Annotated in this window: 14 protein-coding genes and 1 pseudogene; 5 read left to right on the top strand and 10 right to left on the bottom strand. The window is 71.0% G+C overall.

Going from position 1 to position 17,970, the window contains the following annotated elements; all coding sequences use genetic code 11:
* Positions 1 to 6: 6 nt before the first annotated feature.
* Together ACH4EB_RS34725 and ACH4EB_RS34730 are read right to left on the bottom strand one after the other, a co-directional pair.
* Positions 7 to 1,116, bottom strand: a complete 1,110-nt coding sequence (locus ACH4EB_RS34725) for a Gfo/Idh/MocA family oxidoreductase (RefSeq protein ID WP_398352302.1) — start codon at positions 1,114 to 1,116, stop codon at positions 7 to 9.
* Positions 1,106 to 2,764, bottom strand: a complete 1,659-nt coding sequence (locus ACH4EB_RS34730; RefSeq protein ID WP_398352303.1) for a hypothetical protein — start codon at positions 2,762 to 2,764, stop codon at positions 1,106 to 1,108. The genes ACH4EB_RS34725 and ACH4EB_RS34730 overlap by 11 nt, the downstream gene beginning before the upstream one ends.
* A 269-nt stretch (positions 2,765 to 3,033) precedes the next feature.
* On the opposite strand from ACH4EB_RS34730, the gene ACH4EB_RS34735 reads away from it, so the two are divergent.
* Positions 3,034 to 5,799 (top strand): AAA family ATPase, encoded by a 2,766-nt coding sequence (locus ACH4EB_RS34735; RefSeq protein ID WP_398352304.1) that lies wholly within the window; start codon positions 3,034 to 3,036, stop codon positions 5,797 to 5,799.
* Positions 5,800 to 6,131: 332 nt separating this feature from the next.
* Here the strand turns inward: ACH4EB_RS34735 and ACH4EB_RS34740 are convergent, their stop codons facing one another.
* Positions 6,132 to 6,608 carry a DUF1453 domain-containing protein gene (locus tag ACH4EB_RS34740; RefSeq protein ID WP_398352305.1) on the bottom strand — a complete coding sequence of 159 codons (477 nt, stop codon included), beginning with the start codon at positions 6,606 to 6,608 and terminating at the stop codon, positions 6,132 to 6,134.
* Positions 6,609 to 6,679: 71 nt separating this feature from the next.
* Here ACH4EB_RS34740 and ACH4EB_RS34745 point away from each other — a divergent pair, with 71 nt between their 5' ends.
* Positions 6,680 to 7,297, top strand: coding sequence for a TetR/AcrR family transcriptional regulator (locus ACH4EB_RS34745; RefSeq protein ID WP_398352307.1), 618 nt, complete (start codon positions 6,680 to 6,682; stop codon positions 7,295 to 7,297).
* A gap of 187 nt (positions 7,298 to 7,484) precedes the next feature.
* On the opposite strand, the pseudogene ACH4EB_RS34750 reads toward ACH4EB_RS34745, so the two are convergent.
* The 4 genes and pseudogenes from ACH4EB_RS34750 to ACH4EB_RS34765 all read right to left on the bottom strand — a co-directional run.
* Positions 7,485 to 7,622 (bottom strand): annotated as a pseudogene (locus tag ACH4EB_RS34750) (IS701 family transposase); the annotation flags it as partial.
* Between the two features lie 276 nt (positions 7,623 to 7,898).
* Entirely contained in the window at positions 7,899 to 9,002 is a 1,104-nt protein-coding gene (locus tag ACH4EB_RS34755; protein WP_398352309.1) for a trypsin-like serine peptidase, read from the bottom strand.
* A gap of 116 nt (positions 9,003 to 9,118) precedes the next feature.
* Entirely contained in the window at positions 9,119 to 9,961 is an 843-nt protein-coding gene (locus tag ACH4EB_RS34760) for a hypothetical protein (protein ID WP_398352311.1), read from the bottom strand.
* Positions 9,962 to 10,009: 48 nt separating this feature from the next.
* Positions 10,010 to 11,104, bottom strand: a complete 1,095-nt coding sequence (locus tag ACH4EB_RS34765) for an alpha/beta hydrolase (RefSeq protein ID WP_398352312.1) — start codon at positions 11,102 to 11,104, stop codon at positions 10,010 to 10,012.
* Positions 11,105 to 11,307: 203 nt separating this feature from the next.
* On the opposite strand from ACH4EB_RS34765, the gene ACH4EB_RS34770 reads away from it, so the two are divergent.
* Entirely contained in the window at positions 11,308 to 12,279 is a 972-nt protein-coding gene (locus tag ACH4EB_RS34770; RefSeq protein ID WP_398352314.1) for a LuxR C-terminal-related transcriptional regulator, read from the top strand.
* 118 nt (positions 12,280 to 12,397) lie between these two features.
* Here ACH4EB_RS34770 and ACH4EB_RS34775 read toward each other — a convergent pair whose 3' ends face one another.
* The gene (locus ACH4EB_RS34775; RefSeq protein ID WP_398352315.1) at positions 12,398 to 13,975 is read right to left on the bottom strand and encodes a carboxylesterase/lipase family protein; all 1,578 of its coding nucleotides are present in this window, start codon (positions 13,973 to 13,975) and stop codon (positions 12,398 to 12,400) included.
* A gap of 207 nt (positions 13,976 to 14,182) precedes the next feature.
* Here ACH4EB_RS34775 and ACH4EB_RS34780 point away from each other — a divergent pair, with 207 nt between their 5' ends.
* Together ACH4EB_RS34780 and ACH4EB_RS34785 are read left to right on the top strand one after the other, a co-directional pair.
* Positions 14,183 to 15,223 carry a vWA domain-containing protein gene (locus ACH4EB_RS34780; protein WP_398352316.1) on the top strand — a complete coding sequence of 347 codons (1,041 nt, stop codon included), beginning with the start codon at positions 14,183 to 14,185 and terminating at the stop codon, positions 15,221 to 15,223.
* A 205-nt stretch (positions 15,224 to 15,428) separates the two neighbouring features.
* Entirely contained in the window at positions 15,429 to 16,559 is a 1,131-nt protein-coding gene (locus tag ACH4EB_RS34785) for a hypothetical protein (RefSeq protein WP_398352317.1), read from the top strand.
* Here ACH4EB_RS34785 and ACH4EB_RS34790 read toward each other — a convergent pair.
* Positions 16,551 to 16,799 (bottom strand): hypothetical protein, encoded by a 249-nt coding sequence (locus tag ACH4EB_RS34790; RefSeq protein ID WP_398352318.1) that lies wholly within the window; start codon positions 16,797 to 16,799, stop codon positions 16,551 to 16,553. The two genes, ACH4EB_RS34785 and ACH4EB_RS34790, sit on opposite strands and share 9 nt — an antisense overlap.
* A gap of 323 nt (positions 16,800 to 17,122) precedes the next feature.
* Positions 17,123 to 17,965 (bottom strand): DUF4097 family beta strand repeat-containing protein, encoded by an 843-nt coding sequence (locus ACH4EB_RS34795; protein WP_398352319.1) that lies wholly within the window; start codon positions 17,963 to 17,965, stop codon positions 17,123 to 17,125.
* Positions 17,966 to 17,970: the final 5 nt, after the last annotated feature.

Genomic DNA, 17,970 nt, shown 5'->3' on the forward strand with positions numbered 1-17,970 from the left:
GGGGCTTCACTTCCACAGTCGGGTCCGGGACACGGCGGATGACGGCGCGCCGGCGGGCTGCCGCTCACGGGTACGGGCCAGGGCGGCGAGCCGGCTGATCCGGCCGATGCCGCGCAGGTCCGCCTCGGGGCGCGCCCCCGGGGCGAACAGCGCGGACAGCGCCCAGCGCAAGGCGTTCTCCATGGGCGAGTCGTGGATGAGCCACTCGCGGTCGCCCTCGGGCCGCCGCATGGTCAGCCGGTGCATGTTGCGGGGCAGGGGTGTGCCGCTGGGCAGGCTGACCGGGGCCAGTTCGAGGGCGAAGCGCACCGGTCCGGCGTCGACCCGTACCAGCCGCTGCCTGCTCTCCGCGCCCGGCAGCGGACGGGGGCACCACGCGGGCACCGTCCAGCCGGGTGCCGCCCGGGGGCCGGCGATCGTCGAGTACAGCTCCACGGCGGGGCCGCCGTCCGGGCGGGACAGATCGTGGGCCGCGACGCTGGTCAGCTCCGGGTCGTGGGCGACCCGCAGGTCCCGCGGTTCCGGGTCGGCGGTCAGGTAGCGGTGCTGGACGTCGCGCGGCAGGACCGTGCCCAGCAGGGCGAGCATGTGCAGCCATTCGTAGCCGAACACGCCGTAGTCACGGTCGACGAAGCGGCCCGCCGCGATGTCCGCCCGCCGGTCCTTGCCGAAGGCGATCCGGACGGCGTCGATGGGGTGGCCGGGCGCCCACTCCTTCAAGGCGGCCTTGAGCACGCCCGGTGCGGTGGCGTGCGCGTACTGGTTCATCACCACCATCCGGCCCTCGTCGTACTTGGCGAGCAGGGCGGACAGTTCGGGGGCCTCCCAGGAGCGGCACACCGGCTTCTCCACCAGCAGCCGGGCGCGTGGGTCCCGGTCGAGCACGGTGGCGACCGTTTCCAGGTGCGCGGCGGTCGGCGTGCACACCGCCCAGACGTCGACCGGCGGGTCGTGCGGTACGTCCTCGATCCGGGCGAAGACGGGAGTGGCGGGGGGCAGCGCGGTGGCGAGCGGGTCGACGACGGAGACGCGTACGCCCAGCCCGGTGAGCAGTCGGTGGTACAGCCGGCCCGCCACGCCGTGGCCGATGACGCACACATGGGTCCTACTGGGCATATGCGTCTCCCGCGGGCGTGGCGGCGGTGCCGTACGGGCGGGTGCCGTCGGGCTGTCCGTCGCGCAGGTAGCAGTCGTAGTACGCGGCGAAGAGCCCCGCCTCGTCGATGAGTTCGTCGACGACACCGAGGTGGACCCCGGGTGGGAGGGACTCCACGTCCCGGCAGAGCCTCTTCGCCGCGAGCAGGGTGCCGGCCCGGTACGCGTCGTACCCCCGGTTGGCGATGCCCTCGTACTCGAAGAGGTTGAGTGAGCGGCCGTCGCCGAGCAGGGTGACCGTCGCGCCGTGCGGCAGGCGGTGGCGCACCCCGACGTGCGGTACGGGTGTCGCCGTGGCGCCGCACCGGCCCTCGCTGAGCACACTGAAGTCCTTGGTGGCGAAGCCGGCCAGGAACGTGCCGTCGGGCAGCAGTGGGATGTCCTGCTCGGTGACGGCGGTGCCGCCGCTGCTGCCCACGACGAGGAAGGGGCGGTGCAGGGTGAGCGCCTCGGCGATGGTCCGGTGCGTCTCGAATCCGTCTTCCGCGGCGGTGATGAGCGCGAGGATGTCGGTGTCGACGATGTGGACGCGGCAGCCGAGCCCGCGCAGGGCATGCGCCGCGCGCTTGCCGAGCGTGCCGTAGCCGAGGAGCAGGACGTGCCGCCCGATGAACTTCTCGCCGGGGACGATGGCCCGCAGCCGACGGATGCAGGAGTCGGCGATCTCGTTGTAGCCCAGGTGCGACTTCAGGCGCGAGCGGGCCATGTTCAGCACCGGGATGGCCAGCCGCCCCGGCGCGTTCCGGATGCGCTTGAGGCCGCTGACGGTGAGTTCGATGGCCGCGTCCACCCGCTCGACGAGGTCGTTGTCGCTGCCCCGGCCCTGGGCGAGCAGGCCGCCGTCGTCGATGACGAGGACCCTTCGGCCGGCGGCGTGTGCCCGGCGGATGAAGTCCTCCACGCGGGCGTCGACCGCCAGCGCCTCGGCACGGGCCGACTCGTCCGCCGTACCGTTGATCACCGAGTTGTCCAGCACATCGCTGGCGTAGCCGCGCTGTACGAACCACGCGTGCACCCGGTCGCGGTGCAGGGTGCGGTCGCCTTTGGACAGGGCGTAGATCCACTCGGCGTCGAGTCCGGATCTTTCCATGGCGAGCAGGAAGCCGACACTGTTCTCCACGTAGTGGTCGCGGAAGACCAGGGCCCAGTCGGCGAGGGCCGGTTCGGCAGCGTCGTAGCGGCTGAGCAGCGGCATCGCGTCGACGATGGAACCGATCTCGGCGTCGGTGTAGCAGCGGGCCCGCCGGCCGAGCTCCTCCACCAGCGCGGCGAACACCGTCTGCGCACGGGGCGGCATCGGCCCGGACGCCGTCACCAGCACGCGGCGCTCGCCGGCCCCGGACGGGACGGGGTCGAGCGTGCCGGGCGGCCGCTGGGGCAGGGGGGCACTGCGGATCGTCAGCGCGGTGCCCTCGACGCGCACGGTGCACCCATCGGGCCCTTCGTCCTCCAGCCGGGCCGGTTCCCGGGGCCAGGTCTGGCCGGCGATCACCGTACGCACCGCCGCCCGGACGGCGGCGGGCTCCAGCCGCCCGTCCACCACCTCGAACGGGCCCGGTGGCCCGGAGTGCGGTGTCTCCGCCTCGTGTTGAGCGTGACTCGAATCCACTTCAGATACCGACATATCTCCACCCACGCCAGGCGTGCATTCCTCGTGAGAACGGTCCTGTGCGGCCGTGTCGGTGCTCAGTGCAAAGCATCCGTCGATCGGCCTCGGCAGCTACCTTCCGCCGGGGGCGGACGACCGGGCATCTGTCGGGCTACGAGTCTTTCCGGGCGACATAGCGGGCGAGAATTACGCAACGAGACGGCATAAATCCCCGGTGATCAGTCAATGCATCAGTCGACGGGGACGGTCACGAAGAAAGGCGTTCCGGCATGCTCGTCGGGCGGGAGCAGGAACAACGCGAACTGGCGCGGATCGCTGCCGCATTGGGCGAGGGGCGGAGCGGCTCCCTCGTCCTGCGAGGCGCGGCCGGTATCGGCAAGAGCGCGCTGCTCCAGCAGATGACGCACGAAGTGACACCGGACGTGACGGTGTTCAGCGCGGTCGGCGTCGAGAGCGAGGCCGAACTGCCCTTCGCCGCTTTGCATCAGTTACTCCTGCCCTTACTCACCTCCATGGACCAGCTTCCGCCACCCCAGAGCGACGCCCTGCGCTCGGCCTTCGGCCTTCAGAGCACCCCCGCCGACCGGTTCCTGGTGGCGCTCGCCGCCCTCACCCTCCTGTCGGAGGCGTCCCGCACCACTCCGCTGCTGCTCCTGGTCGACGACGCCCAATGGCTCGACGCCCCGTCGGCGGACGCCCTGTTGTTCGTCGCCCGGCGGCTTGGCGCGGAAGCCGTCGGCATCGTCTTCGCCGTACGCGACAACTCGCGGCCCTTCACCGCCCCGGGTCTGCCCGAGCTGCACGTCGACCCGCTGGCCCCGGCCGACGCCGAGACCTTGGTGGCCCGGCACCTGCCGCAGGCCGCCCCCGCCACCCGCGACCGGCTGCTGCGCGAGGCCGGTGGCAATCCGCTGGCCCTGACCGAACTCCCCCTCGCCCTCAGCCGCGCCCAGTTGGACGGCGCGGCCGCGCTGCCCGAGGAACTGCCGCTCACCGAACGGCTGCAACGGCTCTACCGGCACCGGGTCGGCGACCTGCTCGCCCGGCCGGGCAACGCCTGTCTGCTGGCCGCCGCCGAGGGTGAGGGCGAACTGGCCGTCATCCTGCGCGCCGCCGACGACACCGACCGGGCCATGGACGAACTGGCGGCCGCGGAGAGCGCGGGCCTGCTCACCCTCGACCAGCAGCGCCTGCGCTTCAGACATCCCCTGGTCCGCTCCGCCTTCTACCAGGGCGCGCCGCTGAGCCTGCGCCGCGCCGCACACATCGCCCTGGCCGAGGCCCTCGACGTGAGCGACGACCGTCACGTGTGGCACCGGGCCGCGGCGGCGGTGGGCCCGGACCAGCAGGTCTGCCGGCTGCTGGCGGAGATGGCCGCCCGGGTCCGGCGCACCGGGGGCGTCGCCACCGCCACCAAGGCCCTGCGCCGCGCCGCCGCCCTCGCACCCTCGTCCTCCTTACGGGCCCAACTGCTCATCGACGCCGCCGACTGCGCCTGGACCGCGGCCGAGACCGTCCAGGCCGAGGCGCTCCTCAAGGAGGCGGAGCCGCTGGTGGACCGGCCGGCTCTACGGGCCCGGCTGATGCGGGTGCGCGGCGCCATCACCCACGCCTCCAGCGACCCGTCCGTGGCTTGCGCGACGCTCCTGGAAGGCGCCGAACTGGTGGGCGATTCCGACCCGCACCTGGCCCAGGAGTCCCTGGCCATGGCCGCCCGCTCCGCGTGGGTCGCCGACGATCCCGGACGTCTGACGCACATAGCCGGAATGCTGGAACGGCTGGCCACGGCCGACGGCGGCCGTCCCGGCATATCGCAAGGTGAGTCCCCCGACGCGTTCGCCCGACACCTGCGGTATCTGAGCGGCTTCGCTGCCGACCGCACCGCGGCCCCCACGAGCCCCGCCGACGCCGACATGCGCGGCGCGCGCATCCCCGACGCCTGGATCTGCCGCGACGACCCCCACCCCTGGGTGTGGCCACCGACGTTCCTGCCCCACCTTCTGAACGTCACCCGGCCCCTGCGCGACAACCTCCAGCGGGCCGTGGACACCCTGCGCCGCAACGGCGCGATCGGCACACTGCCCATGTCCCTGGCGCCGTTGGTCGCCCTCCAGGCGGTCACCGGCCCGTGGTCGGAGGCCACCGCCCATGCCGACGAAGCCCTCTCCCTGGCCCTGGAAACCGGACAGCTCGGCGCCGCGAGCCACCTGCGCGCCATGCTCGCCTGGATGGCCGCGGCCCAGGGCGACAGCGCCCGCTGCCTGCTCCTGGCGCGGGAGTCCCTGGATGTCGCCGTACCACGCCGCATCGCCAGCGCGGTGACGCTCGGCCACTGGGCGCTGGGCCTGAACAGCCTGGCCGAACGCCGGCCCGCGCATGCCGCACAGGTGCTGGGCGAGGTCTGCGCGGCGGACGGCGCGGCCGGCCACTTCATGCTGCGCCGCCTCGTCCTCCCCGACTACGTGGAGGCCAGCGTCCGGGCCGGCGAACCCCACCGCGCCGAGGAGGCACTGCGGCGTATCGGCGGGCTCCACCCGCACCTGCTCGCGGCCCGGCTGCGCTGTCAAGCCCTGCTCGCCCAGGGCGACCGTGCCGAGAAATTGTTCACCGCCGCCCTGGACGAGGACGACATCTCCCCCTTCGAAACGGGCCGGACCCTGTTGCTGTACGGCGAGTGGTTGCGCCGCGAGCGCCGGATAAAGTCCGCCCGCAGTCAGCTACGGCTGGCCGAGACCCAACTGCGCAGGATCGGCGCCCTGCCGTGGGCCCGGCTGGCCCGTATGGAGCTGGCGGCGGCGGGCGACCGGTCCGCCCAGGCCGCCACGCCCGCCAGGGCCGACGACGACCCCTCCCTCACCGTGCGCGAACACCAGGTCGTGCACCTCGCGGCACAAGGGCTGAGCAACGGCGAAATCGGCGCGCGCCTCTTCCTGAGCCCCCGCACGGTGGGCTACCACCTCTACAAGGCGTTCCCCAAACTCGGGGTGGGCTCCCGCGCCCAGCTCCGCGGAATGGCCTTCGACGAGGTACGGTGACCGGCGCCCGGCCGGGGGAGCCACACGCGGGCGCTTCTCCGCAACGGGGCCACTTCCGTACGGCGTTGTCGGCGCGGCTGGTGGCCAGGGCGCAACCATCGGCGCTGAAGACGGCCGCCTCCCCCAGCCACCGCCAGGGGCCCCCGGCACGCACGCTCGCTGCGTTGCCGAGATGTCCTAGGCCGCGTCCGATGGGTCGTGTGACCAGGTCAGCACTCCGATCGTTGGCACGGCGACCGTCGCTGCTCTTCGCCTCTGGCTCCGCTCGTGGTCTGGCGGAAGGTGCCAGCCGAGCGGCTCCGAGTTGTGCGGGCACGGGACATGACCACGGGTCAGCGCGTTCGCGCCGGGGCGAAGGGGATCCCCGAAGACATGCCGCGGCGGCCGATCACGAGGGCCTCGCCGAGGAAGCTCACGCCGATAGCGAGCTGGAGGGGGCGTGCATCCTCGTGCATGCCCATCTTCACTGCCAGGATGTTGAAGCCTGCCGAGACTGCCAGAGTACCGAGCACGGCGAGGAAGGTACGGCCGGTGTACCGCTGCCACAGGGCGCCCTTTTTCTCGACGAGCTGAACAGTGGTGCCGCGGAGTGCGCCGAGTGCAGCACCGAGGACGGCACCCGTGATGACCCAGGTGATGTCGGTGGCGGTCAGGTCCGTCTTCTTGATGAGGGACAGGAGGCCGATCCCGGTCAGGACCGCCGGGGCCGCGAAGAGCCCCCGTGCCTCGACCGGTTCGCCGATCATACGTTTGATCACAACCGCGATCACGACCGCCGCGATGATCGCGGTGAGCAGCCAGGGGTTCACGCAGGTACCACCCATCTATATAGCGCGTCTGAGCTAAATAAATATTAGCCCACCCGTGCTATAAAGGCAACATGCCAAAGATCGTCGATCCTGCGGCCCGCCGCAAAGTGGTAGCGCAGGCAGTCCTGGACGTCGCCGCCCGGCATGGGCTGGAGCATGCGTCGCTGCGCAACGTTGCCGACGAAGCCGGACTCGCCGTCGGCTCGGTCCGCCACTACTTCGCCGACCACGACGAGTTGATGACCTTCACGATGAGGGAGCTGGGTCAGCGCATCGGCGACCGCATCCGAACCCACGCCGAACGGCTCCTGGCTCCGGACGGCCACACCGACCGCCGGGCCGCAACACAAGAGCTCCTGGCCGAGCTCCTCCCCTTGGACGAGGCCCGCCGCCGGGAGTCCGCACTCTGGCTCGCCTTCACCACCGCCGCACACACCCGCCCCGAACTGCAGCCCTGCGCCGCCGAGATGCAGGCCAACCTGCACATCCTGATCTCGCGCGTGCTGCACGAAGCGCGGTGCGCCGGCGGGCTACCGGGCGACATGGACATCGAACTCGAAAGCACGCGACTGGCCGCCCTCCTCGACGGACTCACCCTTCAGGCAACACTGCTGCCCGACCGCTATCCGCCGAAGCTGCTCTGGCAGGTACTGCAACGGCACCTGGATACCCTCAGGGCCGGCGGCTGACCTCCGGCCAACGCGTCCAGCGCGCACGTTCGGAGGCATGTGAACGCTCCGCCTGTGGACCAGACAGACGACTCATCGGACACGCCTTGATAGTGCTTCGTTGGATTCTGGGGCTGGTTCTGCGTGTGATGAGGGGCGGCCGCAGGTGGTGCAGGCGCCGGTCCAGCCCCTCAGCGGGCCCTGGAGGGCGCATCTTCGCCCACCGCACCGGGGCGGCGGCCGGGATCGTGGCGGGCAGGTTCGATATCCAGTGGTCCGTCGGAGCCGACCGGCCGTCGGGCCACTCCACCAGGAGGGACGACGTGGGCAGTACGCCGTCCCACCGGGTGCGGCCGCCGCCCGCCTCCTGGGCTGACGCGCTGTCGGTGGCGGCATGGACGCTGACCGTGACCTGGCGGTTCGCCCCTCGACACTCGCCCCACCGCCGCTGATCCCACCGCGGCAGCGACCCGAAGACATCGGCGACGAAATCCGCCAACTCACCCCGGGGCCGTTCCACTTCCCCCAGCTTCACCCTGGGAAGCTGCCCACAACCAACCGGGGTCACTCACCGTAACGAAGCGCTACTAGTAGCTCCGCTACGGACAAGGCGCCGAAAGACCTACGCCAGGCTCGCCGTCTGGGCGGCGTTGTAGACGGCCTGTTCCTCGGCGCCGAAGTGGGTGGAACTCATGTTGGGGCCCTGTACCCAGCCGAGGATGCCGATGATCTGGGCGGGGTCGTCGTAGCGGGAGAAGACCCCGACCTGGAGGCCCGCGCCGGTGGTGGGGTCGAAGTTCTGCAGCAGGGCGCCGCCGCTGCAACCGGGTGACTGGGCGCCGGCCATCACGTCGTTGTAGTAGACGGGGTCGTTCCGGGTGGTGCCCTGGGTGACCATGAGGCTGCGGCCGTCGAAGGTCCGCTGGAGTGCGGCGGGCACGTTGCCGGGACGGTAGTGGTTGCGTTCGTTGATGGTCGGGTAGCCGAAGACGTGGTTGGTCTGGTTCTGCGGCTGGCTGAAGCCGACCTCCTGGCCTCCGGTGACCTCGCCGATCGGACGCGGGTCGTCGGGGTTGGCCACCAGGACCGCGGCCATGTCACGTCCCAGCAGCCAGTCGGCGCTCTGGCTCCAGGTGTTGGTGATCCACTGGCGGGTCACTCCCCATACCCCGTACGGGGCGATGTCCTTGCCGGGAAGCTTGGTGCTGGAGGGGTCGCGGGGCAGGTTCGCTCCGTTGAACCCCGGTACGAAGACCATGTTGGTGGCGACGACGTTCCCGAAGCCCACATTGAGCGGGGTGTGGATGCGCAGGCAGTGGGCGGCGGTCAGTACGACGCTGCGGTTGGCGCTGTTCACCACGTTGCCGGAGCAGGAGGACGTCGAGACGGCGCCGGTCTCCACGTCCGTGTACTCCATGAAGATCTTGCCGGCGGTGCGCGAGACCAGCCCGTGCTTGCGCGGCCACGGCTTGCTGAGGTCGTCCCAGCCTCCGGGGGGCGGGGTCGCGTCCCGGTCCTCGTTGTTGAGGCCGGCGTCGGCCATCTTCCCCAGGGTCCAGTACTCCACCTCGGCCCGGAGCCGCTGCTGGTGGTCGGCGCCGGCCGGGACCAGCGGGCTCAGCTCGAACGCGGGGACATCGGCTCGTGCCGGGGGCGCCGCGGTGAGCAGCGCGGCCACCAGCGCGAGCAGGCCGAGTACGGTGGTGATCGCACGTCTTGACGGCATTCCGATGAGCAATGCTTTCCCCTCCTCGGGGGTGGTCCGTGGAGACGGTTCCGGCGGGACGGCCAACGTCGGCTGCTTCCCGTTGTGGTGGTGTGCGTCCGCGCCGGCGGCCGGTCTCACGGGTTGGTGGTCACCTGGAAGCCCGCGCCGAAGACGCCGGCGGGGACGGCGGTGTCCCGGGTGCGCAGGTCGGCGAGGATGTTGGCCGAGCTGGTGTACTCGAACGGCGGCAAGGACAAAGTGATCGCCTTGGTGATTCCGGCCCAGGGACCCGATGCCTGGAAGCCGTTCTCCTGGGAGGGAAGCTCGGTGCCCGGTACGTGCCGGATGGCCGGCCCGCCCGAGTCACCCGTCAGGTTCGCGGCTGCCGACCGGTAGATGCCGCCGGTGTTGTCCATGATGGTTCCGTACCACACACCCGTCTGGCCCGACACGATGAGTTCGTTGTCACCGGTGGCGAGCAGCCGCTCGGTGTCGAGCGCGGGGTGCGGGGCGTTCGGGCTGGCGGTGCCGCCGGGGACCGTCACCTCGCCGGTCTGCTTCAGGTAGGGCCCCTGCGAGGAGAGCGTCACCTGCGGGACCAGCTCGATGATCATGTAGTCCTTGGTCATGTGCCCCGTCTGCGAGCCCTCGGGGTCCTTGAAGTAGCGCACGTGCCCGATCGGACCGAATCCGGTGTCCGCCCGGTCGTAGACGGGCGCGACGTTGTCGTGGATCTCGCGGTCCGCGTAGCTGCCGTCGGGGTCGCTGAGGCAGTGCCCGGCCGAAATGGCGATCCGGTGCCCGTACTTGTCGTTGCCCACCGCGCCGATCGTGCAGAAGGCGAACGGCATCGACGGGCTGAAGAGGATCTGCATCCCGTTGTGGACGCGCTTGGCCGCCTCGGCCCGGGCGGTGCCGACTCCCACGGTCCAGATGACCGTGAGGCTCAGCAGCAGAAGGCACAGTCGTCTGATCATGAGCGAAACCCTGTCTGTCGGGAATCCTGGGTGTCAGGAAGCGAGAGGTCAGGCGGAGGCGAATGCCGCCTCAAGGCGCGGGACGAAGTCCACGAGGTCCTGTGCCCAACAGCCGCTGGTGTGGCCGCCGTCGCACTTGTCGCCCCAGCCGGACCCGTCACCGTAGTCCACGTAGTGCGAGGGGTACCCGAGTCCGTCCAGGCGTTCCTTGGCGTGCTGGGACGCCGACTGGACCCAGAATTCCGGCTCGGTGGAGTTGCCTTTCCCGTTCCCGGTGTAGATCGTGACGCCCATGCCGGCCCGGGCCAGGACGTCCATGTGCGAGACCGGGTCCGCCTCGTTCCAGCGCCAGTCGGCGCCCAAGATCGGGTACGGCGTGCCGAAGATCGCGTCGCTGGACACCGGAGGCCCGAAGTCGAGGCTGCACGTGGGGTTGGAACTGCCACAGAGCGGGGCCCCGATGTTGGTGAGCGTGGCGACGACGGCGGCGCGCATGACGGCGTGACGCATCGACAGCTCGTTGGCGCCGGAAAGCGTGGCGACCTGACTGAACAGGTCGGGGTGCCTCTGGGCGTAGTGCAGGGAGCCGAAGCCGCCCATCGAGAGGCCGGCGACGGCCCGCGCCTTCTTGGTGGCGTTGGTGCGGAGATTGGCGTCGATGAACGGGATCACCTGAGAGATGTGGAAGTTCTCCCAGTTCTGCGCGCCGGCGACGGTCCCCTGGTCGAGCCAGTTGGTGTACCAGCCCCTGCGGCCCCCGTCCGGAATGACTGTGATCATCGACTGTGCCGCGGTGAGGGCGGGGTAGGCCACGTTCGGGTTGCCGGGGTCGTCGGACGCGCCGTGCAGGAAGTACAGCACCGGGTAACGCTTTTCGGGGTGGTCGGCGTAGTCGGTGGGCAGCAGGATCCGGATGCGGTGCTCGCCGTCGACCTCGGGCGTGGTCACGGTGACCACGAAATTGGTGGCGGATCCGGTGGTGCTGCCGATTTGGGTCAGGCCGAAGCCGTCGGTCATCTCCGGCGGACGCGGTCCCGAGGCCTCGGCGTGCGCGGACGGTGTGCCCAGCAGAAGGAGCGTGGCCACCAGGGCGACGGCTGCCGCTCTCGCACGCAGGAACCGGGCGGGCAGAGCTGATCTCATCAGTTGTCCTCAGGGTGGGCTGGATGCCTTGGGGCCATGGGTTCATGGACCGTGTTCAGCCGGTCACGGAATCACATCGCATCACTGCGTGTGACGCCATACGGTACGGGTGGCGCAGTTGGGCCACTGGCGCGAGTGCGCTGACCGCGCAGTAGGCTCCGGAGGCCCGGACAGACCGGCTCCGGTACGGCGAGGGGGAAGTCGTGCACGACGTGTTGGACCCGGACTCCGACCGCGGACGGGTCTATCGCTCCCTGGTCGGTCACCCGCACGAGTCCGCCGGGCGGTTGGCGGCCCGGGTCGGACTGAGTGAGGCCGCCGTACAGGCAGTGCTGAAGGAACTCGCCGCCGAGGACATCGTCGTGCCGACGGCCCCCGGGGCCGCGGAGGCCGCTTGGGAAGCCGCGCCGCCCACGCAGGTCGTCGAGGCGCTGTTGCGGCGCGACGACGCCGTGCGAACGGCGCTGCGCCGGACCGGTACGGAGCTGGAACGGCTCTACCGCTTCGCCAGGAGGGACGCCGGTCACTACGGCGCGCTGGAAGTCGTCGAGGACCCCGCACGCGTCCTGGCGGTCAGCCGGCAGCTCCAGCAGTCGGCGCACCACCAGATCCGGGTCATCGACGTGCCCCCGTACTCCGGCACGTCCGAGCACTACCTCGCGCAGGAAGCGTTGCAGCGCGAACGCATGGCCGCCGGGGTCGCCTACCGCGCCATCTACCACGGCTCCGCGTTCGACGACCCCATCGCGTGGCCCAACATGGCCCGCATGATCGAGGCCGGGGAACAGGCGCGGACCCTGGACGATCCGCCCATGAAGCTGGCCATCGGCGACAGCGATCTGGCGGTGGTCACCCTCGCCGCCGACGACCACAGCGGGGTCGTCTCCCTCCTGATACGTCCGTCCAGCCTGTTCCAGGCGTTGTCCAACGTCTTCGAGTCACTGTGGAAACTCGCCGTTCCGGTGTCGGCGGCGGGCATCGGTACGCAGATCGACGCCCGGGACCGCCAGATCCTCACTCTCATGGCCAGCGGCGCCACGGACGACGCGATCGCCAGACACCTGGGTGTGGGCCGCCGCACCGTCGTACGCCGCGTCTCCGCCCTCCTGGACAGACTGGGCGCCACCACCCGTTTCCAGGCGGGGGTCCAGGCGGCACGGCGCGACTGGCTCTGAGGACACTGAGCACGCCGGCAGGGCTGTGCGCGGCAACGGCGTGCCTTCGGGTGACCGGCCGCAACACCTGTGCCGATGATCCTGATACTGGGCCGTCGGCGTGCCTGTCGGAGATCGGTCAGGGGCTGCCGGTCGCGCCGTTTCGCAAGCCCTCCCAGAGCCGCCGTTCGTCCGCCGCGGGATCCTCCAGCACGACGGGTGCGGCGTCGCCCAGGCGCATGACGGACCGCCGGCTCCCATAGGCGGGCCAGTGCGGCAGCGCGCCACCGGAGGTGCCGGCGCCGGTGGGGTGGCCGGTCCGGGCGAAGGAGATCCATGCCTCACGCATGCGATCGGAGAGCTCCCGTTCGGTGATTGCCTGTTCGGAGAGTTGTTCGGAGGGCTCCTGTGGGGCGTCGGGGCCGGTGAGCGGGCCGGGAAGGTTGCCGAACACGAAGCCGATCTCCCCCATGTGGCAGGCGCCGAGGACACCGTCGAGGGCGGGCGAGCGGCGCGCGAACTCGTACAGGAAGGTTTCCGCTCCGTGGGCGGCGCGGGCCTCGGCCAAGCGGAGGGCCGGAATCCGGTAGGCGTGGTCGGTCATGGCCGCGGACAGCAGGTCGCCGGGGGTCGCGCCAGGGTGTGCGGCCGCGTACACACGGCGGGCCTCGGCGGGGTCGAGGCCGAGTCCGGCGAGGAAGCCGTGGAGTACGTCGTCGGTGATCCGCGGCCCGATCCCCAGCGGGATGAGGAAGAGACGGAACTCGTCGCTGGTCGTGCCGGTGAGCAGATCGAGGTCCCGGCTCACCCCGTCGGCGAGTGCGTCGATCGGGCGCCGGGGCAGGGTGGCCCCGTCCACGACGGGCAGCACGGTCGTTCCGCCGCCTGCCGACTCGCCCCATGGTCCTGGATCGCTCGCCTGCGCGATCTCCCGGCCCAGAGCGTCGTTGGCGGCGATGAGCCGCTCGGGCGGCAGGGCGGCCAGGCCCTCGCGGGTCGGCTCCGCGCCGGCGAGGGCGGCCAGCCGCTCGGTGATCCGCCGGCCGATGTCTTCGGGGTGGCTGTGGTGGCCGGCGCCGCTCTGCGTGATCGCACGGCGAAACAGTCCTCGGGCTCGCGGCATGGTCATGAGCGCGGTGATGCTGATGGCGCCGGCGGACTGGCCAAAGACGGTGACGTTGTCCGGGTCGCCGCCGAATTCGGCGATGTTGTCGCGGACCCATTCCAGTGCGGCGATCTGGTCCAGGAGGCCGAGGTTGGCCGTGCCGTCGGGCAGCAGGAGGAAGCCCTCCGCGCCGAGCCGGTAGTTGAGGGTGACGCACACGACGCCGTCGGCGGCGAGCCGCGCGCCGTCGTAGGAGGGCAGGGTGCCGGCTCCGTTGCGGAACGCGCCTCCGTGGATCCAGACCATGACCGGAAGCCGTCCGGCGCCGCGGCCCGGGGCCGGTGTCCACACGTTGAGGTTCAGGCAGTCCTCGCCCGGGTTCGCGGCTTCTTCCAGCAGACCGGCCATCGCGGGCAGGTAACCGGGCTGGGGCGCGCTGGGGCCGGGGAGGAAGGCGTCGCGTACCTCGGTCCACGGCTGCGGTGGCTCGGGGGGCCGCAGGCGCCGCGGGCCGAACGGCGGTGCCGCGTAGGGAACGCCCATGAACGCCGTGACCTCGCCGTTCCGCCGTCCGCGGATCCGGCCTGCGGTGGTGGGGATGGTGACGTGCATGGGGCCTCACAAGGGTGCGGAGCTATTTCGATCATCCTCATCACGCCCGCGGCGGACGGACAACTCGATTTCGAGCGGCTCCCTCACGGGACGCCTGCTCCCTGCCTCGACCCAGCGGTCGAGGCGCCTGGCGTTCAAGATCGATTGTCAGTGGTGGGTGAGAAGGTGAGAGCACCGAGCAGGAAGAGCGGAAGAGGGGGAGCAATCATGTCCGGAACCCAGAACTACATCAATCACGTTGCCCTGGTGTTGGATGCCAGTTCGTCCATGTCGCACCTGAGTCGCAAGGTCGTCGAGGTCGCTGATCAGCAGATCGCCTATCTGGCCCGCCGGTCGAAGGAGCTGGGCCAGGAGACCCGCGTGACGGTGTACGCCTTCGCGGACACGGTGGAGTGCGTCATCTACGACAAGGACGTGCTGCGGATGCCGTCCCTGGAGCAGCTTTACCGAGTCGGCGGGATGACGGCTCTGCTGGCGGCCACGCTGAAATCACAGCGAGAGCTGGCACAGACCGCTCAACTGTACGGCGACCACAGCTTCCTGACGTTCGTGCTGACCGACGGGCAGGAGAACGCCAGTCATCGCTGCCCGGACGCCCCCAGCCGGAATCCGGGGGAACTGGTGCAGGCCGTGGCCACGTTGATCGCGACGCAGGCCGACAACTGGACCCTGGCCGTGCTGGTGCCGGACCAGATGGGCAAGCGCGAGGCCGTGCAGTGCGGTTTCCCGAAGGACAACATCGCCATCTGGGACGCCACGAGCACCCGGGGTCTGGAGGAGGCCGGGCAGGTCATCCAGCAGGCCACCGAGAACTTCATGGTGGGCCGGGCCCAGGGCATCCGGGGCTCGCGGGCGGTGTTCTCCACGGGTGCGGAGACGGTCAACAAGGACACCATCGAGGCAGCCGGCCTCAAGCCGGTGCATCCCTCGGAGTATCAGCTCGTTCCGGTGGCCCGCGCAGCGGCGATACGGGACCGGGTCGTCGAGTGCGGCCACACCTACCGTACCGGTTGTGCGTTCTACCAGTTGAGCAAGTCGGAGAAGATCCAGGCACGCAAGCAGATCGCGGTGCTGGAGAAGAAGACGGACCGGGTGTACACGGGTCCGCAGGCCCGGGCCCTGCTGGGCCTGCCGGACGCGGAAGTCCGCGTCAATCCGGACCGCAACGACGACTTCACGATCTTCGTGCAGAGCACCAGCGTGAACCGGAAGCTGATACCGCACACGCGGCTGCTGCTCATGCTCTGAGGCCGCAGACACCGCGGAGCACGGGGCGAGGCAGCCGCACCCGGTCTGCCCCGGGCGGCCGGGAGGGGATCCGAACGAGCAGGCAGGGTTCACGTGGCACAGGGAACCGGCGCCGGCCGGACACATACCGCGTGCGATCATCACCCCGTACTCTCCGGATGATCCAGAACAATCGACAAATGCAGGGCAAAGTGGGGGAAGGCACATGACATATCGGCGTGCGGCGATACCGGCACTGGTCGCAGGGCTGCTGATCACGCTGCTGCTGTGGTGGGCGGGGGCGAGCGCGCAGGCACTGCGACTGCCCGGCACCACGGGCGTGTTGGACGCTCGGTCCGTGACCGAACTCCGGCGCTGGCTCGTGCCCTGGTCGTACGATCCCTCGGCGGGACTGCCCTCCGGCGAGCCCGGCACGGGCGGGGACGCGGACTTGGGCACAGGCACCCGGTACGCCGACCTGTACCGCACCGCGATGCAGATCAGGTTCGCGGCGGTCTTCGTGTTCTTCCTGGCCGGCGCGCTGCTCCTGATCCGCAGGCTGCCGCCGACGCAGGGCCGTACGCCGGCCACACTGCTCGCGCTGTGGGCCTGGGGCCCGGTGGCCGGAACGCTGGCCGTGACGGTCTCCGCGCCGTGGCTGATCGCCTCCGGGGGCCACGGCAGCTACCGGTTCCTGCCGCAACTGGCGGGTGTGGCCGCCTCCAGCGGGCCGGTCGTGGTGTTCGCGGCGCTGTTGACCGCTGCGCTCACGGTGCTCGTGGCGCGTGTCACCGCGAAGGGCGCAGCCCCGCTGCCCCGGCGCAGCGTGCCGCCGCGCGCCGCCCGCCTGGCCGCGAGTACGGGGACCGCGGTGATAGCACTCTCGCTGGTGGTCCTTTCGTACGAATCGGTGGCGGCCTGGATGCAGACCTCGTTCGGCGGTGCGGGGCTGCTGTCCGAGCCCGGCGACCTGTTGCGCCAGTGGCTGCTGCTCGGTGGCTGGACGGGGCCGGGGACCACGCCGCTCGGCGACTGGCTGCTTTACCGGGCCGCCGACGTGCTCACGTTGGCTGTGGTGTGGTGGGCGCTGCGGCTGCTGCCCGGGCTGCTCACCCGGGCCACGGTGCCGGCGATGACGACAGGCGCGGTCTGTGCGACCGTGCTGGGGCTGATGGCGGGTCATGTGCTGCACACGGCGATGGACGGCACGCTCACCATATGGGGGCCTGTGCACCTGTTCTCGGAGCTCGGTGCCGGCGTCCCGGCTGCCCTCACCTTCGGCGCCATCGCGGGAGTGGCGGTCCACGTCACGCTGCGGTTGAGCGGGGGTTCCGACCTCGACAAGTCACTACGGTGAGGCTACGGACCGCTCGCCGCGGACCACGCGTACGGACTGCGCACCACGCGCCCATCGCTCGGCCGCCTCTTCGGCGATGAGGTGCGGCCACGCGGGCGGCTGGGAGCTGCCGGTGGAGGGCCGATCGGTGCGGGCTCCGCCGCGTAGGCGGTCGCCGGGATGCCGTGGACGTGCGGGGAGCCGGGCGGCGAGTGTCGGGCCGCCGAGGCCGGCGCCGACGATCGTGACAGGGGTGGGCATGGCGGCTCCTGCCGGACCTACGCCCACCGGGCGGCACCCGGCAGATCAGTGCGAAGGTGCCAGGCCGCACTGATTCGCCACCGACACGCCGCCGATGTGCCGCAGACCGACCGCCGGGGCACCGCCGACGAAACACCGACGAACCGCCGACGTTGGCCCGACAAGCCCCCGACAGGTACGGACGGCCAGGCCATCACCTCGAACCGGTACCCGCGGGTCCCCGACAGCTCGGTCTCAAGGTGCCGGAACGGCCGCCCTCCCGGCGCGCGGTCGGTTTGTCGCCCTCCGGTCAGCGCTGCCCTCGCCTGGGCGAGGGCCGGTGTTCAGGGGCGGGCGCGGAGTACGTCGATGTTGCCGTTGCGGGTACGGGCGCGGACCTCGACGGTGTCCTCGGTCTTCTGCGGCGTCTCGGAGGTGGTGAGCGTGTTGCGTACCTGTCCGGAGCCGGAGCTGACGTCGAGCCAGGCGGCGGTGCCCTCGCGGATGCCGACCTCGATGGCGCCGTAGGAGGTCTCCAACTGCACGGTGCCGCGGACGACGTCGGCGACGCGCAGGGTGCCGTGGGCGGTGGTGGCGACGACCGAGCTTTCGGCGCGTGCGATGTCGATGTCGCCGTGGGCGCCGCTCACCCGCAGGGTGCCGGTCGCGGCGCCGACGGTGGTGGTGCCGTGCGAGTTCTTCAGGACGGCGGGGCCGTCGAGGAGGCCGAGGCGCAGGCTGCCGGAGCTGGTGGTGATCTCGGCCGTGCCCTCGACCCGGTCCACGGTGATCGAGCCGTGGGAGGCGGTCAGCTTCAGCGGGCCGGTCGTGTCGAGGCGGACGTCGCCGGACGAGGTCTTCACGCGGACTTCGCCGAGCCGTCCCTCGCCGAGCACCTGGGTCCAGGCGCCGGTCATGTCGACGCGTGAGTTCGTGGGCAGTTCGACCGTCACGTCGACGATGCCGGTGCGGCCGAACAGATGGGACTTGGGTGTCCTGATGGTCAGGTCGCCGCTCCCGTACCTGACTTCGGTCTGGTCGGCTGCCCGTACGTCCGCGTCCCGCTTCGGGTCGCGGGGTCGCACCTCGACGACGGTGTCGGTGCGGTCGCCCGCGGTGAACCGGACGGAGCCGGCCTCCACGTGCGCCGTGGCCGAGATCGGTTCGGGAGTGTCGAACGAAGGCATGGCTG

The organism is Streptomyces sp. NPDC018045, from assembly GCF_044327445.1.
Classification (GTDB): domain Bacteria; phylum Actinomycetota; class Actinomycetes; order Streptomycetales; family Streptomycetaceae; genus Streptomyces.

Coding starts and splice junctions, on each gene's coding strand:
- ACH4EB_RS34725 (WP_398352302.1), bottom strand. CDS start 1,116: ATGCCCAGTAGGACCCATGTGTGCGTCATCGGCCACGGCGTGGCGGGC.
- ACH4EB_RS34735 (WP_398352304.1), top strand. CDS start 3,034: ATGCTCGTCGGGCGGGAGCAGGAACAACGCGAACTGGCGCGGATCGCT.
- ACH4EB_RS34745 (WP_398352307.1), top strand. CDS start 6,680: ATGCCAAAGATCGTCGATCCTGCGGCCCGCCGCAAAGTGGTAGCGCAG.
- ACH4EB_RS34755 (WP_398352309.1), bottom strand. CDS start 9,002: ATGCCGTCAAGACGTGCGATCACCACCGTACTCGGCCTGCTCGCGCTG.
- ACH4EB_RS34760 (WP_398352311.1), bottom strand. CDS start 9,961: ATGATCAGACGACTGTGCCTTCTGCTGCTGAGCCTCACGGTCATCTGG.
- ACH4EB_RS34765 (WP_398352312.1), bottom strand. CDS start 11,104: ATGAGATCAGCTCTGCCCGCCCGGTTCCTGCGTGCGAGAGCGGCAGCC.
- ACH4EB_RS34775 (WP_398352315.1), bottom strand. CDS start 13,975: ATGCACGTCACCATCCCCACCACCGCAGGCCGGATCCGCGGACGGCGG.
- ACH4EB_RS34780 (WP_398352316.1), top strand. CDS start 14,183: ATGTCCGGAACCCAGAACTACATCAATCACGTTGCCCTGGTGTTGGAT.
- ACH4EB_RS34785 (WP_398352317.1), top strand. CDS start 15,429: ATGACATATCGGCGTGCGGCGATACCGGCACTGGTCGCAGGGCTGCTG.
- ACH4EB_RS34790 (WP_398352318.1), bottom strand. CDS start 16,799: ATGCCCACCCCTGTCACGATCGTCGGCGCCGGCCTCGGCGGCCCGACA.
- ACH4EB_RS34795 (WP_398352319.1), bottom strand. CDS start 17,965: ATGCCTTCGTTCGACACTCCCGAACCGATCTCGGCCACGGCGCACGTG.